Source organism: Halohasta litchfieldiae (assembly GCF_002788215.1).
GTDB lineage: Archaea > Halobacteriota > Halobacteria > Halobacteriales > Haloferacaceae > Halohasta > Halohasta litchfieldiae.
The window spans coordinates 1,576,116-1,594,555 of record NZ_CP024845.1 but is presented as its reverse complement, the minus strand read 5'-3'; the positions used below and the strand labels follow the sequence as shown (position 1 = coordinate 1,594,555).

At 60.6% G+C, this 18,440-nt stretch carries 24 protein-coding genes; 12 read left to right on the top strand and 12 right to left on the bottom strand.

The window, feature by feature from the left end:
- Positions 1 to 5 precede the first annotated feature (5 nt).
- Positions 6 to 929, bottom strand: coding sequence for a DUF7139 domain-containing protein (locus HALTADL_RS08060; protein ID WP_089672703.1), 924 nt, complete (start codon positions 927 to 929; stop codon positions 6 to 8).
- Between the two features lie 170 nt (positions 930 to 1,099).
- Here HALTADL_RS08060 and HALTADL_RS08055 point away from each other — a divergent pair, with 170 nt between their 5' ends.
- The 5 genes from HALTADL_RS08055 (at position 1,100) to HALTADL_RS08035 (ending at position 3,536) form a co-directional block, all read left to right on the top strand.
- Positions 1,100 to 1,384, top strand: a complete 285-nt coding sequence (locus HALTADL_RS08055) for a DUF5789 family protein (protein ID WP_089672704.1) — start codon at positions 1,100 to 1,102, stop codon at positions 1,382 to 1,384.
- A 40-nt stretch (positions 1,385 to 1,424) separates the two neighbouring features.
- Complete coding sequence (locus HALTADL_RS08050; RefSeq protein ID WP_089672705.1) at positions 1,425 to 1,880, top strand: DUF302 domain-containing protein; 456 nt, start codon at positions 1,425 to 1,427, stop codon at positions 1,878 to 1,880.
- Positions 1,881 to 2,138: 258 nt separating this feature from the next.
- Positions 2,139 to 2,861: a DUF4397 domain-containing protein gene (locus HALTADL_RS08045; RefSeq protein ID WP_089672706.1), complete on the top strand. Its 723-nt coding sequence runs from the start codon at positions 2,139 to 2,141 to the stop codon at positions 2,859 to 2,861.
- 59 nt (positions 2,862 to 2,920) lie between these two features.
- The gene (locus HALTADL_RS08040) at positions 2,921 to 3,199 is read left to right on the top strand and encodes a winged helix-turn-helix domain-containing protein (protein WP_089672707.1); all 279 of its coding nucleotides are present in this window, start codon (positions 2,921 to 2,923) and stop codon (positions 3,197 to 3,199) included.
- Between the two features lie 31 nt (positions 3,200 to 3,230).
- The gene (locus HALTADL_RS08035) at positions 3,231 to 3,536 is read left to right on the top strand and encodes a hypothetical protein (protein WP_089672708.1); all 306 of its coding nucleotides are present in this window, start codon (positions 3,231 to 3,233) and stop codon (positions 3,534 to 3,536) included.
- A 2-nt stretch (positions 3,537 to 3,538) separates the two neighbouring features.
- On the opposite strand, the gene nreA is transcribed toward HALTADL_RS08035, so the two are convergent.
- Complete coding sequence (gene nreA, locus HALTADL_RS08030) at positions 3,539 to 4,798, bottom strand: DNA repair protein NreA (protein ID WP_089672709.1); 1,260 nt, start codon at positions 4,796 to 4,798, stop codon at positions 3,539 to 3,541.
- Between the two features lie 42 nt (positions 4,799 to 4,840).
- Positions 4,841 to 5,797 carry a transcription initiation factor IIB gene (locus HALTADL_RS08025; protein WP_089672710.1) on the bottom strand — a complete coding sequence of 319 codons (957 nt, stop codon included), beginning with the start codon at positions 5,795 to 5,797 and terminating at the stop codon, positions 4,841 to 4,843.
- Positions 5,798 to 5,900: 103 nt separating this feature from the next.
- Here HALTADL_RS08025 and rnhA point away from each other — a divergent pair, with 103 nt between their 5' ends.
- Together rnhA and HALTADL_RS08015 are read left to right on the top strand one after the other, a co-directional pair.
- A complete protein-coding gene (rnhA, locus tag HALTADL_RS08020; protein WP_089672711.1) occupies positions 5,901 to 6,491 on the top strand; it encodes a ribonuclease HI in 591 nt (196 codons plus the stop codon).
- Complete coding sequence (locus tag HALTADL_RS08015) at positions 6,484 to 7,041, top strand: DUF7108 family protein (protein WP_089672712.1); 558 nt, start codon at positions 6,484 to 6,486, stop codon at positions 7,039 to 7,041. Before rnhA ends, HALTADL_RS08015 begins: the two co-directional genes overlap by 8 nt.
- A gap of 4 nt (positions 7,042 to 7,045) precedes the next feature.
- Here HALTADL_RS08015 and HALTADL_RS08010 read toward each other — a convergent pair whose 3' ends face one another.
- Complete coding sequence (locus HALTADL_RS08010) at positions 7,046 to 7,405, bottom strand: PadR family transcriptional regulator (protein ID WP_089672713.1); 360 nt, start codon at positions 7,403 to 7,405, stop codon at positions 7,046 to 7,048.
- 326 nt (positions 7,406 to 7,731) lie between these two features.
- Between HALTADL_RS08010 and HALTADL_RS08005 the strand changes: the two genes are divergently transcribed.
- From HALTADL_RS08005 to HALTADL_RS07990, 4 genes are all read left to right on the top strand, one after another.
- A complete protein-coding gene (locus HALTADL_RS08005; protein WP_089672714.1) occupies positions 7,732 to 8,262 on the top strand; it encodes an inorganic diphosphatase in 531 nt (176 codons plus the stop codon).
- A gap of 305 nt (positions 8,263 to 8,567) precedes the next feature.
- Positions 8,568 to 9,467 carry a rhomboid family intramembrane serine protease gene (locus tag HALTADL_RS08000; protein WP_089672715.1) on the top strand — a complete coding sequence of 300 codons (900 nt, stop codon included), beginning with the start codon at positions 8,568 to 8,570 and terminating at the stop codon, positions 9,465 to 9,467.
- Between the two features lie 3 nt (positions 9,468 to 9,470).
- Positions 9,471 to 10,292 carry an endonuclease V gene (locus tag HALTADL_RS07995; RefSeq protein WP_089672716.1) on the top strand — a complete coding sequence of 274 codons (822 nt, stop codon included), beginning with the start codon at positions 9,471 to 9,473 and terminating at the stop codon, positions 10,290 to 10,292.
- Positions 10,293 to 10,356: 64 nt separating this feature from the next.
- Entirely contained in the window at positions 10,357 to 11,181 is an 825-nt protein-coding gene (locus HALTADL_RS07990) for an SDR family oxidoreductase (protein ID WP_089672717.1), read from the top strand.
- An 11-nt stretch (positions 11,182 to 11,192) separates the two neighbouring features.
- On the opposite strand, the gene HALTADL_RS07985 is transcribed toward HALTADL_RS07990, so the two are convergent.
- Positions 11,193 to 12,362, bottom strand: a complete 1,170-nt coding sequence (locus HALTADL_RS07985; protein WP_089672718.1) for an ArsA family ATPase — start codon at positions 12,360 to 12,362, stop codon at positions 11,193 to 11,195.
- Positions 12,363 to 12,426: 64 nt separating this feature from the next.
- Positions 12,427 to 13,530 (bottom strand): pyridoxal phosphate-dependent aminotransferase, encoded by a 1,104-nt coding sequence (locus HALTADL_RS07980; RefSeq protein WP_089672719.1) that lies wholly within the window; start codon positions 13,528 to 13,530, stop codon positions 12,427 to 12,429.
- A 110-nt stretch (positions 13,531 to 13,640) separates the two neighbouring features.
- Here HALTADL_RS07980 and HALTADL_RS07975 point away from each other — a divergent pair, with 110 nt between their 5' ends.
- Positions 13,641 to 14,132: a metal-dependent hydrolase gene (locus tag HALTADL_RS07975; protein WP_089672720.1), complete on the top strand. Its 492-nt coding sequence runs from the start codon at positions 13,641 to 13,643 to the stop codon at positions 14,130 to 14,132.
- Between the two features lie 36 nt (positions 14,133 to 14,168).
- Here HALTADL_RS07975 and meaB read toward each other — a convergent pair whose 3' ends face one another.
- The 6 genes from meaB to HALTADL_RS07945 form a co-directional block, all read right to left on the bottom strand.
- Entirely contained in the window at positions 14,169 to 15,254 is a 1,086-nt protein-coding gene (gene meaB, locus HALTADL_RS07970; protein WP_089672721.1) for a methylmalonyl Co-A mutase-associated GTPase MeaB, read from the bottom strand.
- Between the two features lie 2 nt (positions 15,255 to 15,256).
- Entirely contained in the window at positions 15,257 to 15,676 is a 420-nt protein-coding gene (locus HALTADL_RS07965; RefSeq protein ID WP_089672722.1) for a cobalamin B12-binding domain-containing protein, read from the bottom strand.
- Between the two features lie 46 nt (positions 15,677 to 15,722).
- A complete protein-coding gene (locus HALTADL_RS07960; RefSeq protein ID WP_089672723.1) occupies positions 15,723 to 16,415 on the bottom strand; it encodes a CAP domain-containing protein in 693 nt (230 codons plus the stop codon).
- A gap of 328 nt (positions 16,416 to 16,743) precedes the next feature.
- Positions 16,744 to 16,938, bottom strand: coding sequence for a cold-shock protein (locus tag HALTADL_RS07955; RefSeq protein ID WP_089672724.1), 195 nt, complete (start codon positions 16,936 to 16,938; stop codon positions 16,744 to 16,746).
- A 123-nt stretch (positions 16,939 to 17,061) separates the two neighbouring features.
- Positions 17,062 to 17,304: an amphi-Trp domain-containing protein gene (locus HALTADL_RS07950; protein WP_089672725.1), complete on the bottom strand. Its 243-nt coding sequence runs from the start codon at positions 17,302 to 17,304 to the stop codon at positions 17,062 to 17,064.
- An 89-nt stretch (positions 17,305 to 17,393) separates the two neighbouring features.
- Positions 17,394 to 18,407, bottom strand: a complete 1,014-nt coding sequence (locus HALTADL_RS07945) for an amidohydrolase family protein (RefSeq protein WP_089672744.1) — start codon at positions 18,405 to 18,407, stop codon at positions 17,394 to 17,396.
- Between the last annotated feature and the right edge of the window lie 33 nt (positions 18,408 to 18,440).

Here is an 18,440-nt window from a genome sequence, read left to right as displayed (position 1 = left end):
CCCGGTCAGCGCGACTGCCAATCGTCGCAGGCATCCATATCGTCCATCAGTTCGTCGTGATGGGCGCAGTAGGGGCGGATTCCGGAATCGGTGCGGACGTATTTAAATTGGACACAGCTCCCACAGTAGCGGTCGACCGAGGATTCGGTCGGCGTCTCGCCGGCTGACTGGCTTGGCGAGCCCGGACCGATATGGTCGACGCCGGTGGCATCGGGTTGGGTACCGCTGGCTGTCTGACTGCTGTCGAGCGGCGAACTGATCGAATTGGCTGTCGCACCACCGTCGCTGGTCGGCGTGTCGACTGCTTGGTGTTGTGGGCCCGAATTGGTCTGGGTGTCGACCTCGCCGTCGGGTGTCGAACCGAAGAAGCCGATGCCGCCGAGGCCACCACCGTTTGCCTCTTGGACCTCGACAGTCTTGGTCTCGCCTTGTCGGGTGACCTCCATCGTGACGGTGCCGCCGGGGTTGTTGCGGATTTTGAAGTTAGCAATGCCGACAAGCAGACAGCCGATTGTCGTCAGCGTGCCGATGGTGTAGATGCCGGCGGTCGGGAGCGTGAGATCGATGCCGGGGTTCGCACAGGTCGTCCCGATCCACTGGCAGGGGTAGGCATGTGAAAAGATGGCGACGCCGAACAGCGACAGCGAGGCCCCGATGAGCGCGGCCGACCGGGTTCGTCGACTGGCCGGGAGGATGGTAAACACACCGAGGATGACTGCCGGGAGGCCGATCCCGCCGAGGATGCCGCCGAGCCACCGCGTTTCACCGAGCGAGTAGCCCTGCGACGTCAACAGCCCGGAGCCCGCGATAACGATTCCCGCCAGCAGCAGTACCGCGCCCGCGAGAAAGAGGCCAACGCCCAGATAGAGCCGGTGCCGCCCCTGCTGCGAGGCGACACTCCCTTCGTAGGCCTCCGATAGATCGGTCATGTTGCCGGCTATGTATCGCGGATACAAAACAGTATGTCAGACAGTCGCCGTACGAGATGTATTTGCTTGATATATCGGACTATCTGTCTTGTATCTCGTCTGTATAATCGGTCCTCTGGGCGGGTCGCAGATATCGAAAGCATTAGGCAGACCGCAACGAACTATGAGCCATGTCAGACGACGAGGAAGCCGACTCGGAACCCACGGTCCCGCTCGGCGACGATCGGGCCGTCGAGGGTGCGCCAATCGCTCGCGTCGCCGCCCGACTCACGTGGCCCCAGACACACAGCGATATCGTCGAGAAGGTCGGCGACACCGAAATTCGAACGCCAGATGGCCCGGAGACCGTTGAGGCGGTCCTCGAATCGGTCGAAACCACCTACTTCGACCGTCGACAGACGTTCGTCAATGCCGTCTTCGACGTCATCGGTCGCGAACCGGTCGCCACCGAGTAGTCCCACGTTCCTTTTTGACTCCCGCCCCGTAGGGAGTGGTATGTCACTGCCATTTGATCCCGCAACGGTCGACCCCGAGGATTTCGGCGAGCAACAGGCAACCCTCGAAATGGATCACGAGGAGGCCATCCAGTACGTGCGGGCGGTCTGCGAGGAGGCTGGCTTCGGCTTCCCCGCGGAGTTTTCGCCCTCGAAGATGCTCAACGAGAAGGTCGACGCCGACCGCGAGCCCTACTACGTGTTGGGGGCCTGCAACCCGAAGATGGCCGACCGAGCCCTCGACGCTACCGGCGGCAAGATCGGCGCGCTGTTTCCCTGTAATATGGTGATCTGGCAGGCTGAACCGGGCGTCCAGCGTGTCTACCACGTCAGTATCATGAAAATTGCGCGATTGCTCGGGATGTCGACCGATGACGAGGAACTCGATGATATTATTGACGAGACCGGAAAGATGGTCGAAACCGTCTTCGAACAGCTGGAAAACAAACCAGCCTAACCCAGTCTGATCGCTTTCTTTTCGAATACGACGGCGCGTAGCTACTTCTCAATTGGAATCATGCTGTCGGTTTCGGGTCGAATTTGGGAGAGAGTTCGGTCGAACAGGGGCCTGATCCGGGCGCGACCCCCGAGAGACTCCGGAAATAGTTCATGAGGCCGCTCACCGTCGGTAGAGACGCACATGTCAAACCAAAAGTGACGAACGGTACTGAAGTCGGTTGGTGGCGTAGCTGTAGTTGGTTCCCTTGCTGGGTGTATGGGTGGCGGAGCCGATTCGGGGTCGACCGACGATTCCAGCGACGAGGAGATGGATGGATCGGATGACGAGATGAACGAATCCGAGGACGAGATGGACGGCTCCGAAGGGGAAATGGACGCCAGTCTCCGGGTCGCCCATCTTTCGCCCGACGCGCCGAACGTCGACGTCTATCTCGACGGCGATGCGGTGCTCGAAGACGTCCCCTACCGGACGGTCAGCGACTATCTCGAACTCACCGCAGGCACGTACGATGTCATGATCACCGCCGCAGGCGACATTGAGACGGTCGTCTTCGACGAGGCACTCGAAGTCCCAGCCGGTGAGTTTACCGTGGCGGCAGTCGGCGAACTCACCGACGAGAATCAGCCGTTCGCGGTCGAGGTCTACGAGGACGACGTCTCGGACCCGGGTGACAACGCCCGGATCAGGTTGGTCCACGCCGCGCCCGACGCGCCGAACGTCGACGTGACTGCGGGTGGCGATGCCCTCTTCACCGATGTTCCATTCGGGGCGGCCGGAGCCGTCGAGGTACCCCCGGGCGAGTACGAACTCGAAGTCCGGCCTGCGACCGAGAACAACGATGGCGATGTCGTCGCCACCTTCGATGTCGCACCTGAGGCCGGCGTGGTCTACTCCGGCTTCGCAGTCGGCTATCTTGCTCCGGACGACGCCCCGGCCGACGAGCCATTCGACCTCGATCTCGTCGTCGACGCCGAGTAATCAATCGAGGAGTACAGCGTAACGACATATTTAGGCGCGTCCCACACCACCGTGCTTGCATGGAGGCCGTCCTGTGGTACGTGTTGACCGGTACCCGGGGAGGTCCGAACCGCGTCCGCATCCTGCGGGCGGTCGACGAACGGCCGCGGAACGCGAACCAACTTGCCGAGACACTGGAGCTCGATTACTCGACGATCCGTCATCACTTGGATGTCCTCCAGAAACACGGGATACTCAAGAAAACGGGCGACAACTACGGCGCGGTCTACTCTCCGACAGAGGGGGCCGAACGGAACTGGGACCTCATCGAGGAGATCGCGGAGGAACTACCACTATGACAGGGACGATGCACACGGGGGGCCGAGGCGGATGATCGACTGGATAGCTATCGCACGCGTCAGCGTCTTGTTGAACGTGCTCATGCTGTTCGTACTGACAGCTATCTGGTTCCGGAACTACCGGACGTTCAGATCGAAACACGCCATCGGACTGGCGGTCTTCGGAGCCGTGCTGCTCGCCCAGAACGGCCTGACGCTGTACTTTTACGTGCTTCATCCGGTGCTCGCCTCGTGGTTTGCGACCGATATGCCACCTCAGGCGTGGACCGCGAACATCGTGCTCCACGTCTTTCAGACGGTCGCCCTCGGGTTCCTGCTGTGGGTTACATGGGACTGATTTTATAAGAACGCGTCCAGCCCGGACTGTCGACCCGCCACCAGCGTCGACTGCCGCCGAAGGTCGGCCATCGACACCGGGAGCAGTGAGACGATTTCGGCTACCGCTTCGTCGAACGTCTCGCTGTCGCCGTGTTCGCCGTCGAAGGCGTGGCGAATCGCCTCCCGGACCTGCCAGACACCAACTGGTCCCCAGTAGTCGTCGGAGACGTGCCGCAAGACGAGTACTTTGGCCTGTCGACCCACCTGATCCAGATGTTCGAGCACCGCCAGCCGAGCGGCGTAGTAGGCTCCCGCTGTCTGGTCGACGTACTGTGTTCGCCCTGAGGCTCCTTCGTAGTCGCTGGCTAACCACATCCCACCCTCTGGATCGGGATTCCAAACACTCCCGGGCGCTTTGAGTTCGACCAGTTCAAACTCCCACTGGCCGGGGGCGAGAATGATCCAGAAACTGTTGCCCAAATATTCGTTATGCCAGACCTGAACGCTGTCGACGCTGGTCGCAGTCGACTGTTTTCCGTGGAGATACTGGCCGATGGTGTCGTCGACTGCGGTGATCGACCACCGCGTGGGGACGAGTCGACGGTTTGCCTGCTGGCCGAGTGCGCCCGCCGAAAGAATGGTGTTGATCTCGTAGACATCGAACCCCCGATTGTAGAGGTAGTTCATCGCGCCGGTCGCCGCCCAGTCGTCGTCTTCGAGCGTCTTTTTCACTGGGCGCGGGACGTGGGGGTTCTCGGTCAGCGTGGCATCTTTCGCAGGGGCGCGTGGACCGGTCGGCGTCGACACGTCGCCCGGCGACAATCCCAGATCGAGTTCCGGCCCACCGTTGAGGCCGACTTCGATACCAACCGGCCGGTCGGCAATCGCAACTTCGCGCTGGACGCCGAGAAAGCCGTCCCATGCGTCGTGAACGTTCGTCTCGACCGGCGTCGACTGGCTGGCATTTAGAAGAGAGGTTCGCCGCTCGAACACGTCGCTGATCGAGACGCCCTCATCGTACCAGTCGCCACTGGTGGCGAACTGGTCGGCGTCGGCCTCCTGACCGACCGGCGACAGCAGGCCGGTCGAGACCTCTGGGTAGCCTGCGCGACCGACGAAGATCGACGGTGAAACGCTGCCGAACTCGTTGTTGTCGGCGATTTCGGCGAACTGATCGTCGACTACGAGTCGGTCGAGGATCTCGTAGGATTTCTCGCTGGCGAGGCGTCGACGCTCGGCGCGGTCGTTAGCCTCGTACTCGATGAACTCCGAGAGCCGCATTCAGTAGCAGGGAGGAATCCAGAGGGCTTCAACCTTGGCTCGTCAGGAGAGACCCATCGCTTCGATCTGTTCTTGATACCGGTTCCGAATCGTCACTTCGGTCACTTGGGCAACGTCGGCAACCTCGCGTTGGGTCTTCTTCTGGTTGCAGAGCAGCGAGGCTGCGTAGATCGCGGCCGCTGCAAAGCCGGTCGGCGACTTCCCCGAGAGCAGGCCCTGCTCGGCGGTCGTGTCGATGATCTCTTTGGCTTTCGCTTGGACTTCCTCGCTGAGATCCAACTGTGAGCTAAATCGGGGGACGTACCGTTTGGGGTCGACCGGCCGCATTTCGAGGCCGAGTTCCTGGGAAATGTAGCGGTAGGTCCGGCCGATCTCCTTGCGCTCGACACGGGAGACCTCCGCGATCTCTTCGAGGCTTCGCGGGATGCCTTCCTTCCGACAGGCCGCATACAGCGCGGCCGTCGACACGCCCTCGATGGAGCGCCCGCGAATCAGGTCCTCGTTGAGTGCCTGCCGGTAGATGACCGACGAGACCTCTCGTACCGACCGCGGGACACCCAGTGCGCTGGCCATCCGGTCGGTCTCGCTGAGCGCGAACTGGAGGTTGCGCTCGCCGGCGTCCTTGGTCCGGATGCGCTCCTGCCATTTCCGGAGTCGGTGCATCTGACTCCGCTTTTCCGAGGACAGCGACCGTCCGTAGGCATCTTGATTTTTCCAGTCGATGGTGGTCGTCAACCCCTTGTCGTGCATCGTTTTGGTCGTGGGGGCACCGACCCGGGATTTGTCCTGTCGTTCCGAATGGGTGAACGCCCGCCACTCGGGACCGCGGTCGATCTGATCGTCTTCGAGTATGAGCCCTGTCTCTTCGTGAATGAGTTCGCCATCCGACGTTCGGACGACGTCTTCGGGGTCGACGTCATCCAGATCGATTTCCTCGGATGTGTCGCCCTTGTTGTGCTGTGTCTGACTGTCTGCACGCTGGCGGGTTGACCGTGTCATCCCTTTACATAGTAATCTGTGTCCTCATTGTAAAGTTACAGGGTACCAGCAGTCGACGCCGGAGGAACGAACCACCTTTCATCGTTGCTGACCGAGCGACTGTATGCCAACAGTCGACTGTGATCCCGATCTCGCCGCCGACCGCCTCCAGGAGGCAGGCGTCGACATCGGGTCGGGAAACACCCCTCATGAGGAGTGGCGTGCCGAACGCGACGGCGCGGTTGCGGTCGCCTACGACGACAAAGTCGTCGTTCAGGGTTCCGACCCGAGTTCGATTACCATGCTGCTCGAAGAGGGCGGCGGCCGCGCACACGTCTACTTCGATGGGGCCTGCCGCGGAAATCCCGGTCCGGCGTCGGTCGGCTGGGTGATCGTCACCAGCGACGGGATCGCCGCCGAAGGCAACGCACGAATCGGTGAAACCACGAACAACGACGCCGAGTACCAGGCGCTGATTCGCGCACTCGAAGCCGCCCGCGACTACGGGATCAGCGAGGTCGACCTTCGGGGCGACTCACAGCTAACCGTCAAACAGGTTCGCGGCGAGTGGGATGCCAACGAGCCGACGCTTCGGGAGCGCCGAGTTCGGGTTCGGGAACTACTGACCGGGTTCGACCGCTGGTCGTTGGAGCACGTCCCGAGAGAAATAAACAGCCACGCCGACGAACTGGCAAACGAGGCACTAGATGAGTGAGTTACCAGCCGACACTGTCGAGGACGCAGAGCGACTGACCAAACTAGCCCGGCAGGTGGGCAACAGCGATGAAGCCGATGCCTACCGCCAGCGGCGCGAGGAGGCCCTCGCTGCCCACGCCTATACGGCGCGTGTCCGTGAGGAAGACGAAACGCTCGTGTTGTATCCCGACGAGTGGCTCGACGACGGCACAGTCGTCCTCGACCGCATCGAGGACACCGACCGTGCGGTCGAAATCCCACTCGGGGACGCCCACGACGAGGGAACGTTCGAGGAGATCGAAGCCCACAACGACGCCCTCGTCGAGGCGGTCGCCGAGGAGTACGACCCGGAGCATGCCGAAAACGTGCGAGCGTTTGCGGATTTCATGGGAAACCACTATCTGGCCCGTGTCGACAGCGCGACCGACGAACAAATTGAAGAGTTCACTACTGAGTACTACGAGCGTAACGCGTGGCCCGATAAAAAGCAGCAGGAGGTCGTCGAGACCTCCCTCGAACATGTCTTTGCTGTCTCCGAAGCCGACTGCCCAAGTCCGGCGTCAGAGTGACCGGTTATTTGAGGGCGTCGACCAGGTCGTAGATGTCCTGTGCGCGGTCGTGGTCGGTGACGAACTTCGAAAGCTTCCATTCGAACTGGCCGAGGATGGCTTTGTACCCCAGTTCGGTGAGTTCGTACTGGTTGGTCCGCTTGTCGAGTTCGCTTTTCTCGACGAGATCCATCTCGACGAGGTCATCGAGGTTGGGGTAAAGCCGACCGTGGTTGACTTCCGTCCCGTAGTAGTCTTCGAGCTCGCGCTTGATGGCGAGTCCGTATCGTGGCTCCTCCGAGAGGATCACGAGGATGTTCTGCTGGAACGCGGTCAGGTCGCGTGCCAGATCTAATTCGTCGCTAACTGATTGTGCCTCTGACATAGTTGGCTAAATGTCATCATGCTATTTAAAACTTCGGTACTCAGACCTCGATTTCTGCATTTGTCATCAGAGATCGGCGTATTACCGGCTTAAACACCCTATTATCATGGCGACTGAGCGCAGTTGCACGGTTTGAGCGCTCCAATAAATGATAAACTTATTAACTATTTTCCGACTAAATTGCTTAATTATCAAATAAACAAACGATATGTTGACTGTTTAGAGGTGGTCGGTCTCCCAGTCGACTGAAGTATGTGTGAGGATGACACGACAGTCGACTGGGTCCCGAAAGGACTTTTTGCTGGGTCTCGGAACCGGTATACGTAATGACGAACCTTTGGAAAACGCTCGAAACGGGACCTGATGCGCCCGAGACGATTCACGCTGTCGTCGAATGTCTGAAAGGCGACCGGAACAAATACGAGTACGACAAGGATATTCCAGCAGTCGTGCTGGATCGCGTGCTCCACTCGAACGTTCACTACCCCTCTGACTACGGCTTCATCCCGCGAACGTGGTACGACGACGACGACCCACTCGACGTGCTCGTGTTGGTCAAAGACCAGACGTTCCCCGGCTGTGTGGTCGAAGCCCGCCCTGTCGCGCTGATGAAGATGGACGACAGCGGCGAGCAGGACGACAAAGTCATCGCCGTCCCGACTGAGGACCCACGCTACGACCACATCGAAGATCTCGCCGATCTCCCCCAGCAGAAGCAAGACGAGATCACCGAGTTCTTCAGCACCTACAAGAACCTCGAAGACGGCAAAGAGGCCGAAATCCTTGGCTGGGAAGACAAACAGGCCGCAGTTGACGCCATCGAGCACAGCCAAGAGCTCTACGACGAGAAGTTCTAACAGTCGACACAACCTGCTGTTTTCGTTGTTGTTCTCCTCATCTACAGCCACGGATGTGTCTCACGCATACTGACACCACGCGGAATACGGTATGCGCATGGGTAATTATTTGGGCTGACAGCCCGAAACGGTGAGTGTGATGGCAGCATCCCAACCGAGTTTCGGAATACAGCATCTCACTGTTGTCCCGACGAACTTCGACCCCGAGGACGACGAGAGCGAGACTGCCACAGCCGACAGCGAGTGAGTCGCCTAGGCACACGAGAGCCAAACTCCTTTGATCCCGCCGCCGTTAGGTACTGCTAATGGCGAAATGCGATGCGTGTGGCGCGGATGAGAACATGCCCTATCAGTGTCGGCGCTGTGGCCAGACGTTCTGTGCGGCCCATCGGCTCCCCGAGAACCACGACTGTCCGGGGCTCGACGACTGGGACGATCCCAGCGGCGTCTTCGACAGTGGGTTCGACGATTCCGTCGAATCCGGCGGCCGAACGTCGAAAGCACGAGGAATGGTCGACAAGCTAACCGGCACCGGAGGGCCACTGAGCTACTTCCGTGGCAACATGGCCTATACGCTGTTGGGGCTGATGTGGATCACATTCCTCCTGCAGTTGATCGTCAACGTACTGTTCGGTCCCGCTGTCTTCACAGCGGTGTTCACGCTGTCGCCAGCCCACCCCGAGTATCTCTGGACGTGGATCACCTCGATTTTCTCCCACGGTGGGCTCTACCACCTTGCAGCAAACAGTATTGCCCTGTTTTTCTTCGGGCCGATTGTCGAGCGCTACACCGGCTCGAAGAAATTCCTCTTGCTGTTTCTCGGTGCAGGGATGGCCGCTGGACTCGGCCATGTCGGTGTCGCACTCCTCACCGGAGACTACACGCCAGTTCTCGGAGCCAGTGGTGCCGTCTTTGCCATTCTGGGCGTGCTGACGATCCTCAACCCCGATATGAAGGTACTGCTGTTTTTCGTCCTCCCGATCCCGCTCTATATATTGACATTCGGGTTTGCGGCCATTTCGGTGCTGTTCCTCATCGACCCGTCGGCCGCCGGGACCGTCGGCATGGGGGACGTCGCCCACTTCGCCCATCTCGTCGGCCTCGTGATCGGCCTCTGGTACGGCCGAAAGCTCAAGGGAGAGGTTCGCGTTCCGAACCAACTCCAGTTCGGCGGCCGCGGCGGTGGCGGCCGTCGACGGTTCTAATCGATGCACCCGGTTCGACCCGATCTCGTCCCCGATCCGACGCTTTCCCGGTCTACGATGGAGGAGCTCCAGCGGGAGATCGCGGCCGAAGCCGAGTTTACTGATCGATTGTCGTTTGATCCGGCCACGGTTACCCAGTCGACAGAGTCCCTCACGTCGACAGACTCTACGCAGTCGACGCTGACCTCGGCTGAGAACCCGGCACCGACCGCCAATCAAGAGTCACCCATCATCGCTGGCGTCGACCAAGCATTTGTCGACGATACCGCGATCAGCGCTATCGTTGCACTCCGAGACGGCGACATAATCGAACGGACTCACGCGGTCACCGAGCTTTCGGTCCCGTATATACCCGGCTTACTCTCGTTTCGGGAGGGCGAAGCGATTGTTGAGGCCTTCGCCACGCTCGACTGTGAGCCGGATCTCGCCTGTTTCGACGGCAGCGGGCGGATTCACTACCGACAGGCTGGGCTGGCAACCCACATGGGTGTCGTCTTCGACATTCCGGCTATTGGCATCGCAAAGAGCCTGCTGTGTGGTGAGCCGTGGGAGTCAGTAGAGAACAGACCGGAGGGGTGGCGCACCCCAATCGAAGCGACGGGTCGCGTCGACTGCCCAGCCGGCACAATCATCGGCTACGCCTACCAGTCGAGACAGTACGAATCAGGGAGTCGCCATATCAATCCCCTCTACGTCAGTCCCGGCCACCGAGTGAGCGCCGAGACAACGGTCGACCTCGTGGCCGCCCTCGGCGGCGGCTACAAACTCCCCGAGCCGACGCGGTTGGCCGACAGCTACGCTGACGAGGTCAAATCGGATCGTTAGTATCGGGTCACTGTTCAGTCGACAAAAGGCGTATAATTAACATCCACGGGGCAGAAGCACGCATGTGCAACCGAAGACGGTACTCATTACTGGCTGTTCGTCCGGTATCGGGCGGGCCACCGCTCTCGCCTTCAACGAGGAGGGGTGGACGGTGTATGCGACCGCGCGTGACCCGGCCGATATCGAGGCGCTCGAAGACACTGGCTGTAAAACTGACCGACTGGATGTCACCAGCCAAGACGACGTCGACCGCGTGGTCGACCGCATCCTCGACGAGGAGGGCGTCATCACCTGTCTGGTCAACAACGCTGGCTTCGGCCAGTTCGGCCCGGTCGAAGATATCCCAGTCGAACAGGTCGAAAAACAGTACGAAGTCAACGTCTACGGTCCGCATCGACTCATTCGTGCCGTGTTACCCCATATGCGCCGCGAGGAGTCGGGGACGATCATCAACATCTCCTCTGTCGCGGGCCGCGTCTCGTTCCCCGGCGGCGGCACCTACTGTGGCTCGAAGTTCGCCCTCGAAGCGATGTCCGATGCGCTCCGCGCAGAAGTAGAGCAGTTCGGGATCGATGTCGTCCTGATCGAACCGGGACCGGTCCAGACCAACTTTTCGGACCGGGCCGGAGATGAAGTCGACGCCGCCGAGCGCAGCGAAGCCTACGACGACTTCTACGGCATGTTCGATGACACCGAAGCCATCGGCGGCGACGGTCCCGGTGCGGTCTCACCGCAACGAGTGGCCGAAGACATCGTCAACGCCGCAAGCGCGACCAAACCCGTTCCTCGCGTTCCGGTTGGCACTGTCGCCCGTGTCAGTGTCCTCGCGCGATTCATTCCGGACACAGTCCGTGACAAACTCTGGTCGCTCGTCCGCAAAGTAACGTAGCCGCCACCTACTTACGCCAAACAGGCTGCCACGACACGGAGTGCGGCCTCGCCGCGAACCTCGTCGGCCAGCAGTGGGACACGCTTGACATCGCGGTTGCGGAACAGATCAGTCGACTGCTGGAGGGCGTTTTGCTGGACTTGCCACCGTCGCTGGCAGAACTCACAGTCGTCAAGATTCGGAGTCACGATCCACTCGGGGTCGACCTCGCGGTCAGTGATGTCGGCGAGGTTCTCCATCACCCGGTTGACGACGAGCGTCTGGACCGGTATCTCGAAGGATGCGAGTTGGTCGACCAGTCGCTCGGATTCGACGACGCTCATCTCTTCGGGAATCATCACCACTCGGAAATCGGTTTGGTTTGGATCACGAAGCACGCCCCGGAGTCGTTCAATCCGGTCTTGCAGCTGTTCGAGATCAGCCGAGGGGTCAGGGTCGTCGCTGCCGCCGCCGAACATGCCTTTGAGTCCGTCGAACATCCCCTGCATTCGCTGGCGCATCTTCATGACCTTCCCCACCATCGAATCCATAATCTCTGGTAGTTCGAGCAGCCGCAAGGTGTGGCCCGTCGGCGCGGTGTCGACGATCACGCGGTCGAACCGTGGGTCGTCGAGATATTCGAGGAGTTGACGCATCGCCACCGCCTCGTCCGCACCGGGCATCGAGCCACCCATTCCCATCATTCCGGCCATGCCGCCCATTCCCTCGTCACCGTCTTCGCCCCCGCCAAGCATATCGCCCATCGGGCCGAGCTGGTCGCCCATCTCGCCCATCCCGCCGAGTGGGTCTTCTTCGGTGCCGAACATCCCCTCGCCCATCGCGTCGTCGGGATCGATTTCGGCAGCCCACAGCGGTAGGTCTTCCCTAATTCGGGTTGGTGTCGGCGGAATCCGCGTTTCGAGGGTGTCCGACAGCGAGTGGGCCGGATCAGTCGACACGACAAGCGTCGACGCGCCACCGGCGGCGCTCGACAGCGCTGTCGCGGCGGCCATCGTCGTTTTGCCGACGCCACCTTTGCCGCCGTACAGAACGTACTCGGGAGCCTCAATGCCAGCCGGGAGATCAGTCTCCGTCGCGGTCACCTCGACTGGCTGTGGTCCCTCGTCCGCCTCCATTGGCCCGGTGTCGACGCTCTCGTCTTCCGCCACTTTGTCGACAGGCTCGACATCGATATCACTCATACGCGGGGAGAGACCACCGGGACTTGTGTAGCCGTCGGTCGACTGCGACCAACTACCACACCACTCACTCGGCGAAGTACTCTGCCAACCGCTCGGCGGCCTCGGTCGCACGGGGTGTTACGAGCGCGAATCTGAGCCAGTCGTTTCGGGCGGTTCCGAACGTAGAGCCCGGCATTCCCGCCACGCCCGCCTCATCGATCAGCGTCTTTACGTTCTCCATCGTCCCGGGGAAGCCGTCGAACCGCGCCAACACGTAGAATGCACCATCCGGGGTCGTATACTCCGCGCCCGCCCTATCGAGGGCCTCGGTAAACGAGTCGACGCGATCAGTCAGTCGGTCGCGGGCCGCCGCGTAGTAGTCGGGGCCTGTCTCGCGGTAGGCGTTGTATACCGCCTGCTGGGCGGGTCTGCTGGTCGTCACATTGACTAACATGTGGCGGGTTTTGGCTGGCTCGATGAGATCCTGTGGGAAGATGGCGTATCCCACACGGAAGCCAGTGATCGCCATCGATTTCGAGACGCCGCTGGTGACGATCACGTTGTCGGCATCCAATGTGAGTGCGCTCTTGAAGGAGCCAGCAAAGTCGAAATGATCGTACACCTCGTCGACGACCACCAGCGCATCGTGATCGGCGGCGGTCTCGACGACTGCTCTGATCGAGTCGATGTCGTACACTGCACCGGTGGGATTGTTGGGCGTGTTGAGCACGATCAACCCTGTTTCTGGACCGATTGCCTCACACGTCGACTCGACATCGAGGGTTCCATTGCGGGCCGCGTCGACCAGTTGAGTTTCGCCGCCGAGCATCGAAACTTTGCCCGGATAGTAGGGGTAGACGGGGTCGATGAGGACGCAGTCCTCGCCTGCGTCTCGTTCGAGTGCGCGGGCCATTCCGAGATAGTTGGCCTCGCCGGTGCCGTTGGTGACGATCACGCGGGCCGGGTCGACGTTGCGCCGGGCGGCGATCTCCTCGCGCAAGGGTTTGAGACCGTCACTCGGTGGATACTGGAACTCGCTGGCGTCGCTTTCGGCGTACTCACTGAGCCCATCACGGATCGCTTCGGGTGGCTCCCAGTCGGGGTTGCCACTCACCATATCGATCACGTCCCGGTCGGCGGCCGCCGCATACTGCATCACGTGGAAGAACTGCGGCGTCTCGTAGTTCATACTCTCCCCTTTGAGGCCGAAACCCTCTTTCTTTCGCCATTGTTGTGACGTCGTAGCAGAGCGTCATCGGAAACATACAGGTAGCTCGGCAGATACTCACCGAATAGAGAATGAACAAACGAGGGCACGTGCTGAACGCGGTGTTGTTGAGTATCGGGCTGGGTGCGGTACTCCAGCCGACGTGGGATATCGCGACCGCCGAGATGATCCTGAAGCTATCGGTGCCAGTCACACTCGGGGCGCTAATGCCTGACGTCGACACTGCCTTCGGTAAACACCGAAAAACGTTCCACAACCTGCCGATGTTGGCGATCTTCCTCGCGTGGCCGATCTACTTCGGCAATCTCCAGTACGTCTGGATCGGCGTTGCGACCCACTACATCCTTGATGTCGTCGGGAGCACCCGTGGAATCGCGCTGTGGTATCCACTTCTGAGCCAAGAGTACAACCTCCCGGTCGGTATTCCGGTCTCCAGTAGCAGATCCGATCTCGTGACGGTGCTCGTTACTGGATTAGAAATCGGGGCGTTCGCCGGGATTTTGTACTATGTCTGGCCAGCCGCGACGGAGTACAGTACCCAAGTTGCTGCAATTATCCCCTAACCGAGTTAGGTTCATCCTGAAACCCGTAGTCACCGCCTACTTTTCAGTCTCAGTCACAGTCTCCTCGTTCACCGCTTCCTCGACAGCTGTTTCAACGGGGTCGACGAGTTGTGCGACGACACTGTATGGATCGGTTTCCCGCCGGACAACCGATGCCGCCAGCGGTTCGACCCCGCCCTGTGAGTCGAGAATTTGTTCAGTAATCTCACCGAGATCGGCTCGGAGGAGGCGTTTGATCTCGGTTTCAGCCCGCTGTTGGCGTCGACTCCCGCCCTCGCCGGAGTCGGCAAGATACTGTCGGTGGTCAGCGAGCGTTGTTCGGAGTTCGTCGACACCCTCGCCGGTGGTGGCGACTGTTTCGATTACTGGCGGGGTCCAGCTTTCGTCGTCAGTAGACGCCGGTTCGGCCTCCTCGCTCGGCTCCGGATCAGCATGGTGACCAGTAGAGAGCCCCGCGGTCGGCGAGCTATCCATATGAATCATCGTTTCGAGATCCGCCACTGTTCCGGCAGCCTCGTCCTTGTCGGCCTTATTGACGACGAATAGGTCTCCGATTTCGAGGATGCCCGCCTTCAAAAGCTGAACGTCGTCGCCGGAGCCGGGTTGGACGACGACGACGACCGTCTCGGCGGTTTCGACGATGTCGACCTCGTTTTGGCCCGCGCCGACGGTTTCGACGATGATTCGATCCTTGCCGAAGGCGTCGAGTGCTTTGACCGCGTCGGCGGTCGCCATCGAGAGCCCACCGAGTCGACCGCGGGCGCTCATCGAGCGGATGAAGACGTCCATATCGCCCGCGGTCGAACTCATCCGAATCCGGTCGCCGAGTACTGAGCCCCCAGTGTACGGCGAGGAGGGGTCGACCGCGATGATGCCGACCGTCTTGCCCCGGTCGCGGTACTGTTTGGTGAGCGTGTCGACCAGCGTCGACTTGCCGGTGCCGGGGCTCCCGGTGATGCCGACCACGGAGGCAGTGCCGGTTTCGTCGTGGATTGCTGCGAGGAGGTTGCGATAGCCCGGCGTCCGGTTTTCGATCTTGGTGATGACTCGTGCGAGGGCGCTGTGGTCGCCGTTGAGGAGTGCCTCGTACAGTTGGGCGTCCTCGTCGCTGAGGTCGTGCATTGTCACTCCGCCGGAGCCGCGTGTTTACGGACGAATTCGACGGTTTCGGCCGTCGAGGTGCCCGGCCCAAAGATTTCGGCGACGCCGAGTTCCTTGAGCTCGGTCTTGTCGTCCTCGGGGATGATGCCGCCGACCAAAATCAGGGTATCCTCGAAGGCGTCGTAGGATTTCAGCCCCTCGATGACTTTCGGGACCAGCGTGTTGTGGGCCCCCGAGAGGATCGAGATGCCGAGGACGTCGACGTCCTCTTGGACGGCGGCCTGAACGATCTCCTCGGGTGCTCGGTGGAGTCCCGAGTAGATGACCTCGAAGCCGGCATCCCGGAACGCACGGGCGATGACATGTGCCCCCCGGTCGTGGCCATCGAGCCCGACCTTTGCGACGAGACACCGGGTCGACCGCTGTGTCTGATCCGCGCTCATAAACGTCCTTTGTGCGTGGTGGATTTCATTGTACCGGACAACATACTTAAAAGAGGCCGCCCCCCGATCCTGCACAGAAGTTGTGGGTCGCATATACTTTGTTGTCGTCAGTGATCAGCACGCCGACACCGCCTTCGGCAAACGACTCTCGGAGGATGTTCTCGCGGTGGCCCGGCGACGCCATCCACTGGTTGACTAAATGGGTTGCCAGCTCCGATTCGTTTTCGGCGACGATCCGCTGGCCGTCGACTGAGACCGGTCTATCGATCCACGACTGAGCAACGTTTTCGCCGCCAGCCGAACAACCCGCCGCCGAGAGTCGATCTTTGGGGGTTATGCCGTCGGGACTCTCGTGGCCCACGTAGCCGTCGGCGATCATATCTGCGCTGTGGTTGCGAGCAACGCGCCGGAGGTCGGCGTCAGCCTCTAGGGGGTCAAGCCCCTCGGCAGTGCGTTCGTCGTTGACTTTCTGGTGTATCAGTCGTTCGACCGCCTGCTCGTCGGCTACTGTCGCGTTCTGTGTGACCGTTTGGTTGTCGAGGTCGACCGGGCTCTCCGAGCCGAGATTACTGATCGCCTCGATAGAGGGCGTCAGAAACGGTACCTCTTCGTCCGATAAATCCTCTGCTAACGGCCCGTACCCGGCAAAGCCGCCGGTCGCAACGAGGCCGATGATGACGAGGTAGAACAGCATCATCCGAGCGACGATGCGAAGCAGGACGTCGAACACGCGGATCATTGGTCAGATACCCGATTTTGCAGCAGTGTCTCAATCATTGGAGGGCAGTGCTCCCAGTTCCATCACTGAGAGCATGATACCACTTGTTGGTCGGCTGGCCCTATTATTCTAATTCAGCTGATATGAGCCGTCGTCGACAGCGACAGTCGGTTTCGTCGGTACTGTTGCTGCTCTGTCGATGCGGCGGCATCGCTGTCGATGCAGTAGCATCGCTGTCGACGGGGAGATCGTGGTCGATGCAGTAGCACCGCTCACAATCGGAAAAATCCGCAGAACGGATTGCGTCGATACCGCGACGCGTCGTTATCGCACAGTGGTCGACCCAGCCTTAAAGGCGGGTGACGTTGGCCGCTCGTGGACCCTTCGGGGACTGCTCAATGTCGAACTCGACGTCCTGACCTTCCTCGAGGTCCGGGCCGCCAACGTCTTCCATGTGGAAGAAGACGTCGTCGTCAGCATCGTCAGTTTCGATAAATCCGTAGCCGCCTGTGTCGTTGAAGAAATCAACGGTTCCTTGCGCCATTGCAACTGAACCGTCGCGCCCGATATTCTTAAAGCCACCGTAAACGACTTCATCATTCATTATCAGCCATACGCAACTGCCCGTCTGGAGCCTCGAAACGGTCTTTTTCGCCCGAATCGGGAGCTACCGCTTCCAGGCCAGTTCGAGTTCGATCTTCTCGTAGTCCCCGCGTAGTCGCGATGATCGCTCGACGACGTCGACCGACAGCCCAACCGCATCCTCCGGCGGTGAGAGGTCGACGGTCTTGTTGCCGACCGGAATACTGATCGACTCCTCGCCGTTGCCGAAGGCGTCTGCAAGCGTTTGCAGGTAGTCTTCGACCTCTTCTCGGGAGCGTTGCTCGTCGGCTGTTGTCCGCTGAGCCATACTATATGGTAAAGAACCAACTCATAAAACAATTCTGACATTTTTGGTGACAGTCTGCGTTCGTCGACTATCTGTGTGCTGTCGGTTTTTCAGAGGTGAACGCGCTTGATATCAGCCTGCCCCGCGCGTCGGACGACTGCCCGGACGATGTCTTTGGCATAACAGAGGTTGTCGGAGTCGCCATCGAGAACGAGCAGTTTGGCGTCCCGGCCCTCCTCAATGACTCCGCAGTTCAGCCCGGCGATTTTCGCGCCGTTTAGGGTTGCCATCCGCAAAATCGTTTCTGTTGAGAGATCCGTGAGTTTCGAGAGGAACTCCATCTCGCGGAACATCGACGGGCTGTTCATCATGACGTTGTCGGTGCCGAGTGCGACGGTGGTCCGCTCGGTCAGTTGGCGAACCGGCGGCACACCGACGTTCGTCACGAGGTTCGACCGTGGACAGACGACCGCCGGAATCTCGCCGTCCTCGATCCGGTCGAGATGGGGCTCCTCGGCATGGACCAAGTGCACCAGAAAATCGGGATCGAGATCTAAGGCGGGATGAATGTCATCGGGGTCTCGCTCGCCCGCGTGAATTCCAAACAGTTTCCCGGCCTGTCGGGTCGCGTCGCGGAGCTGATCAAAGTCGTTGTCCCGTGGGCCGGAGGCTCCAAAGCCGTCGCCTGCCTCCATTGCAGCCGCTGTTTCCCGACCGAGAATCACGGGGTCGATCCGTCGACCCGCCAGTGCGTCGCGGAGCATAGCGACACCGTCGACGCCGCCCTCGCGGAACTCGATGAAGGCGGCTGTCCCCGTCTCCTCCATCAGTTTCAGTGACCGCGCCATCGCGTCGACCGTCGTCTCGCGGTCGGTCTCTCGGAGCAGTTGGTGTTTGAGTCCGTCCGGCGGCGCGACCAAGTCGTCCAACGAGAGCCCGCCGCCAGCCTCCTTGGCAATCGAGTCGCCGATATGGGTGTGGGCGTTGACGAACGCCGGCACGATAATGTCGGTCGAGTCGGTGTCTGTCTCCTCGATGGCCTGAATCTCGCCGTCGTCGACCACCACGCGCCCCTCGCGTGGCTCGAACTCCGGACCCACAAGAATGGTCCCTTCCACGTTCATACTGGTGGCTTCGAGTGGGGCGGCTTGAAAGCC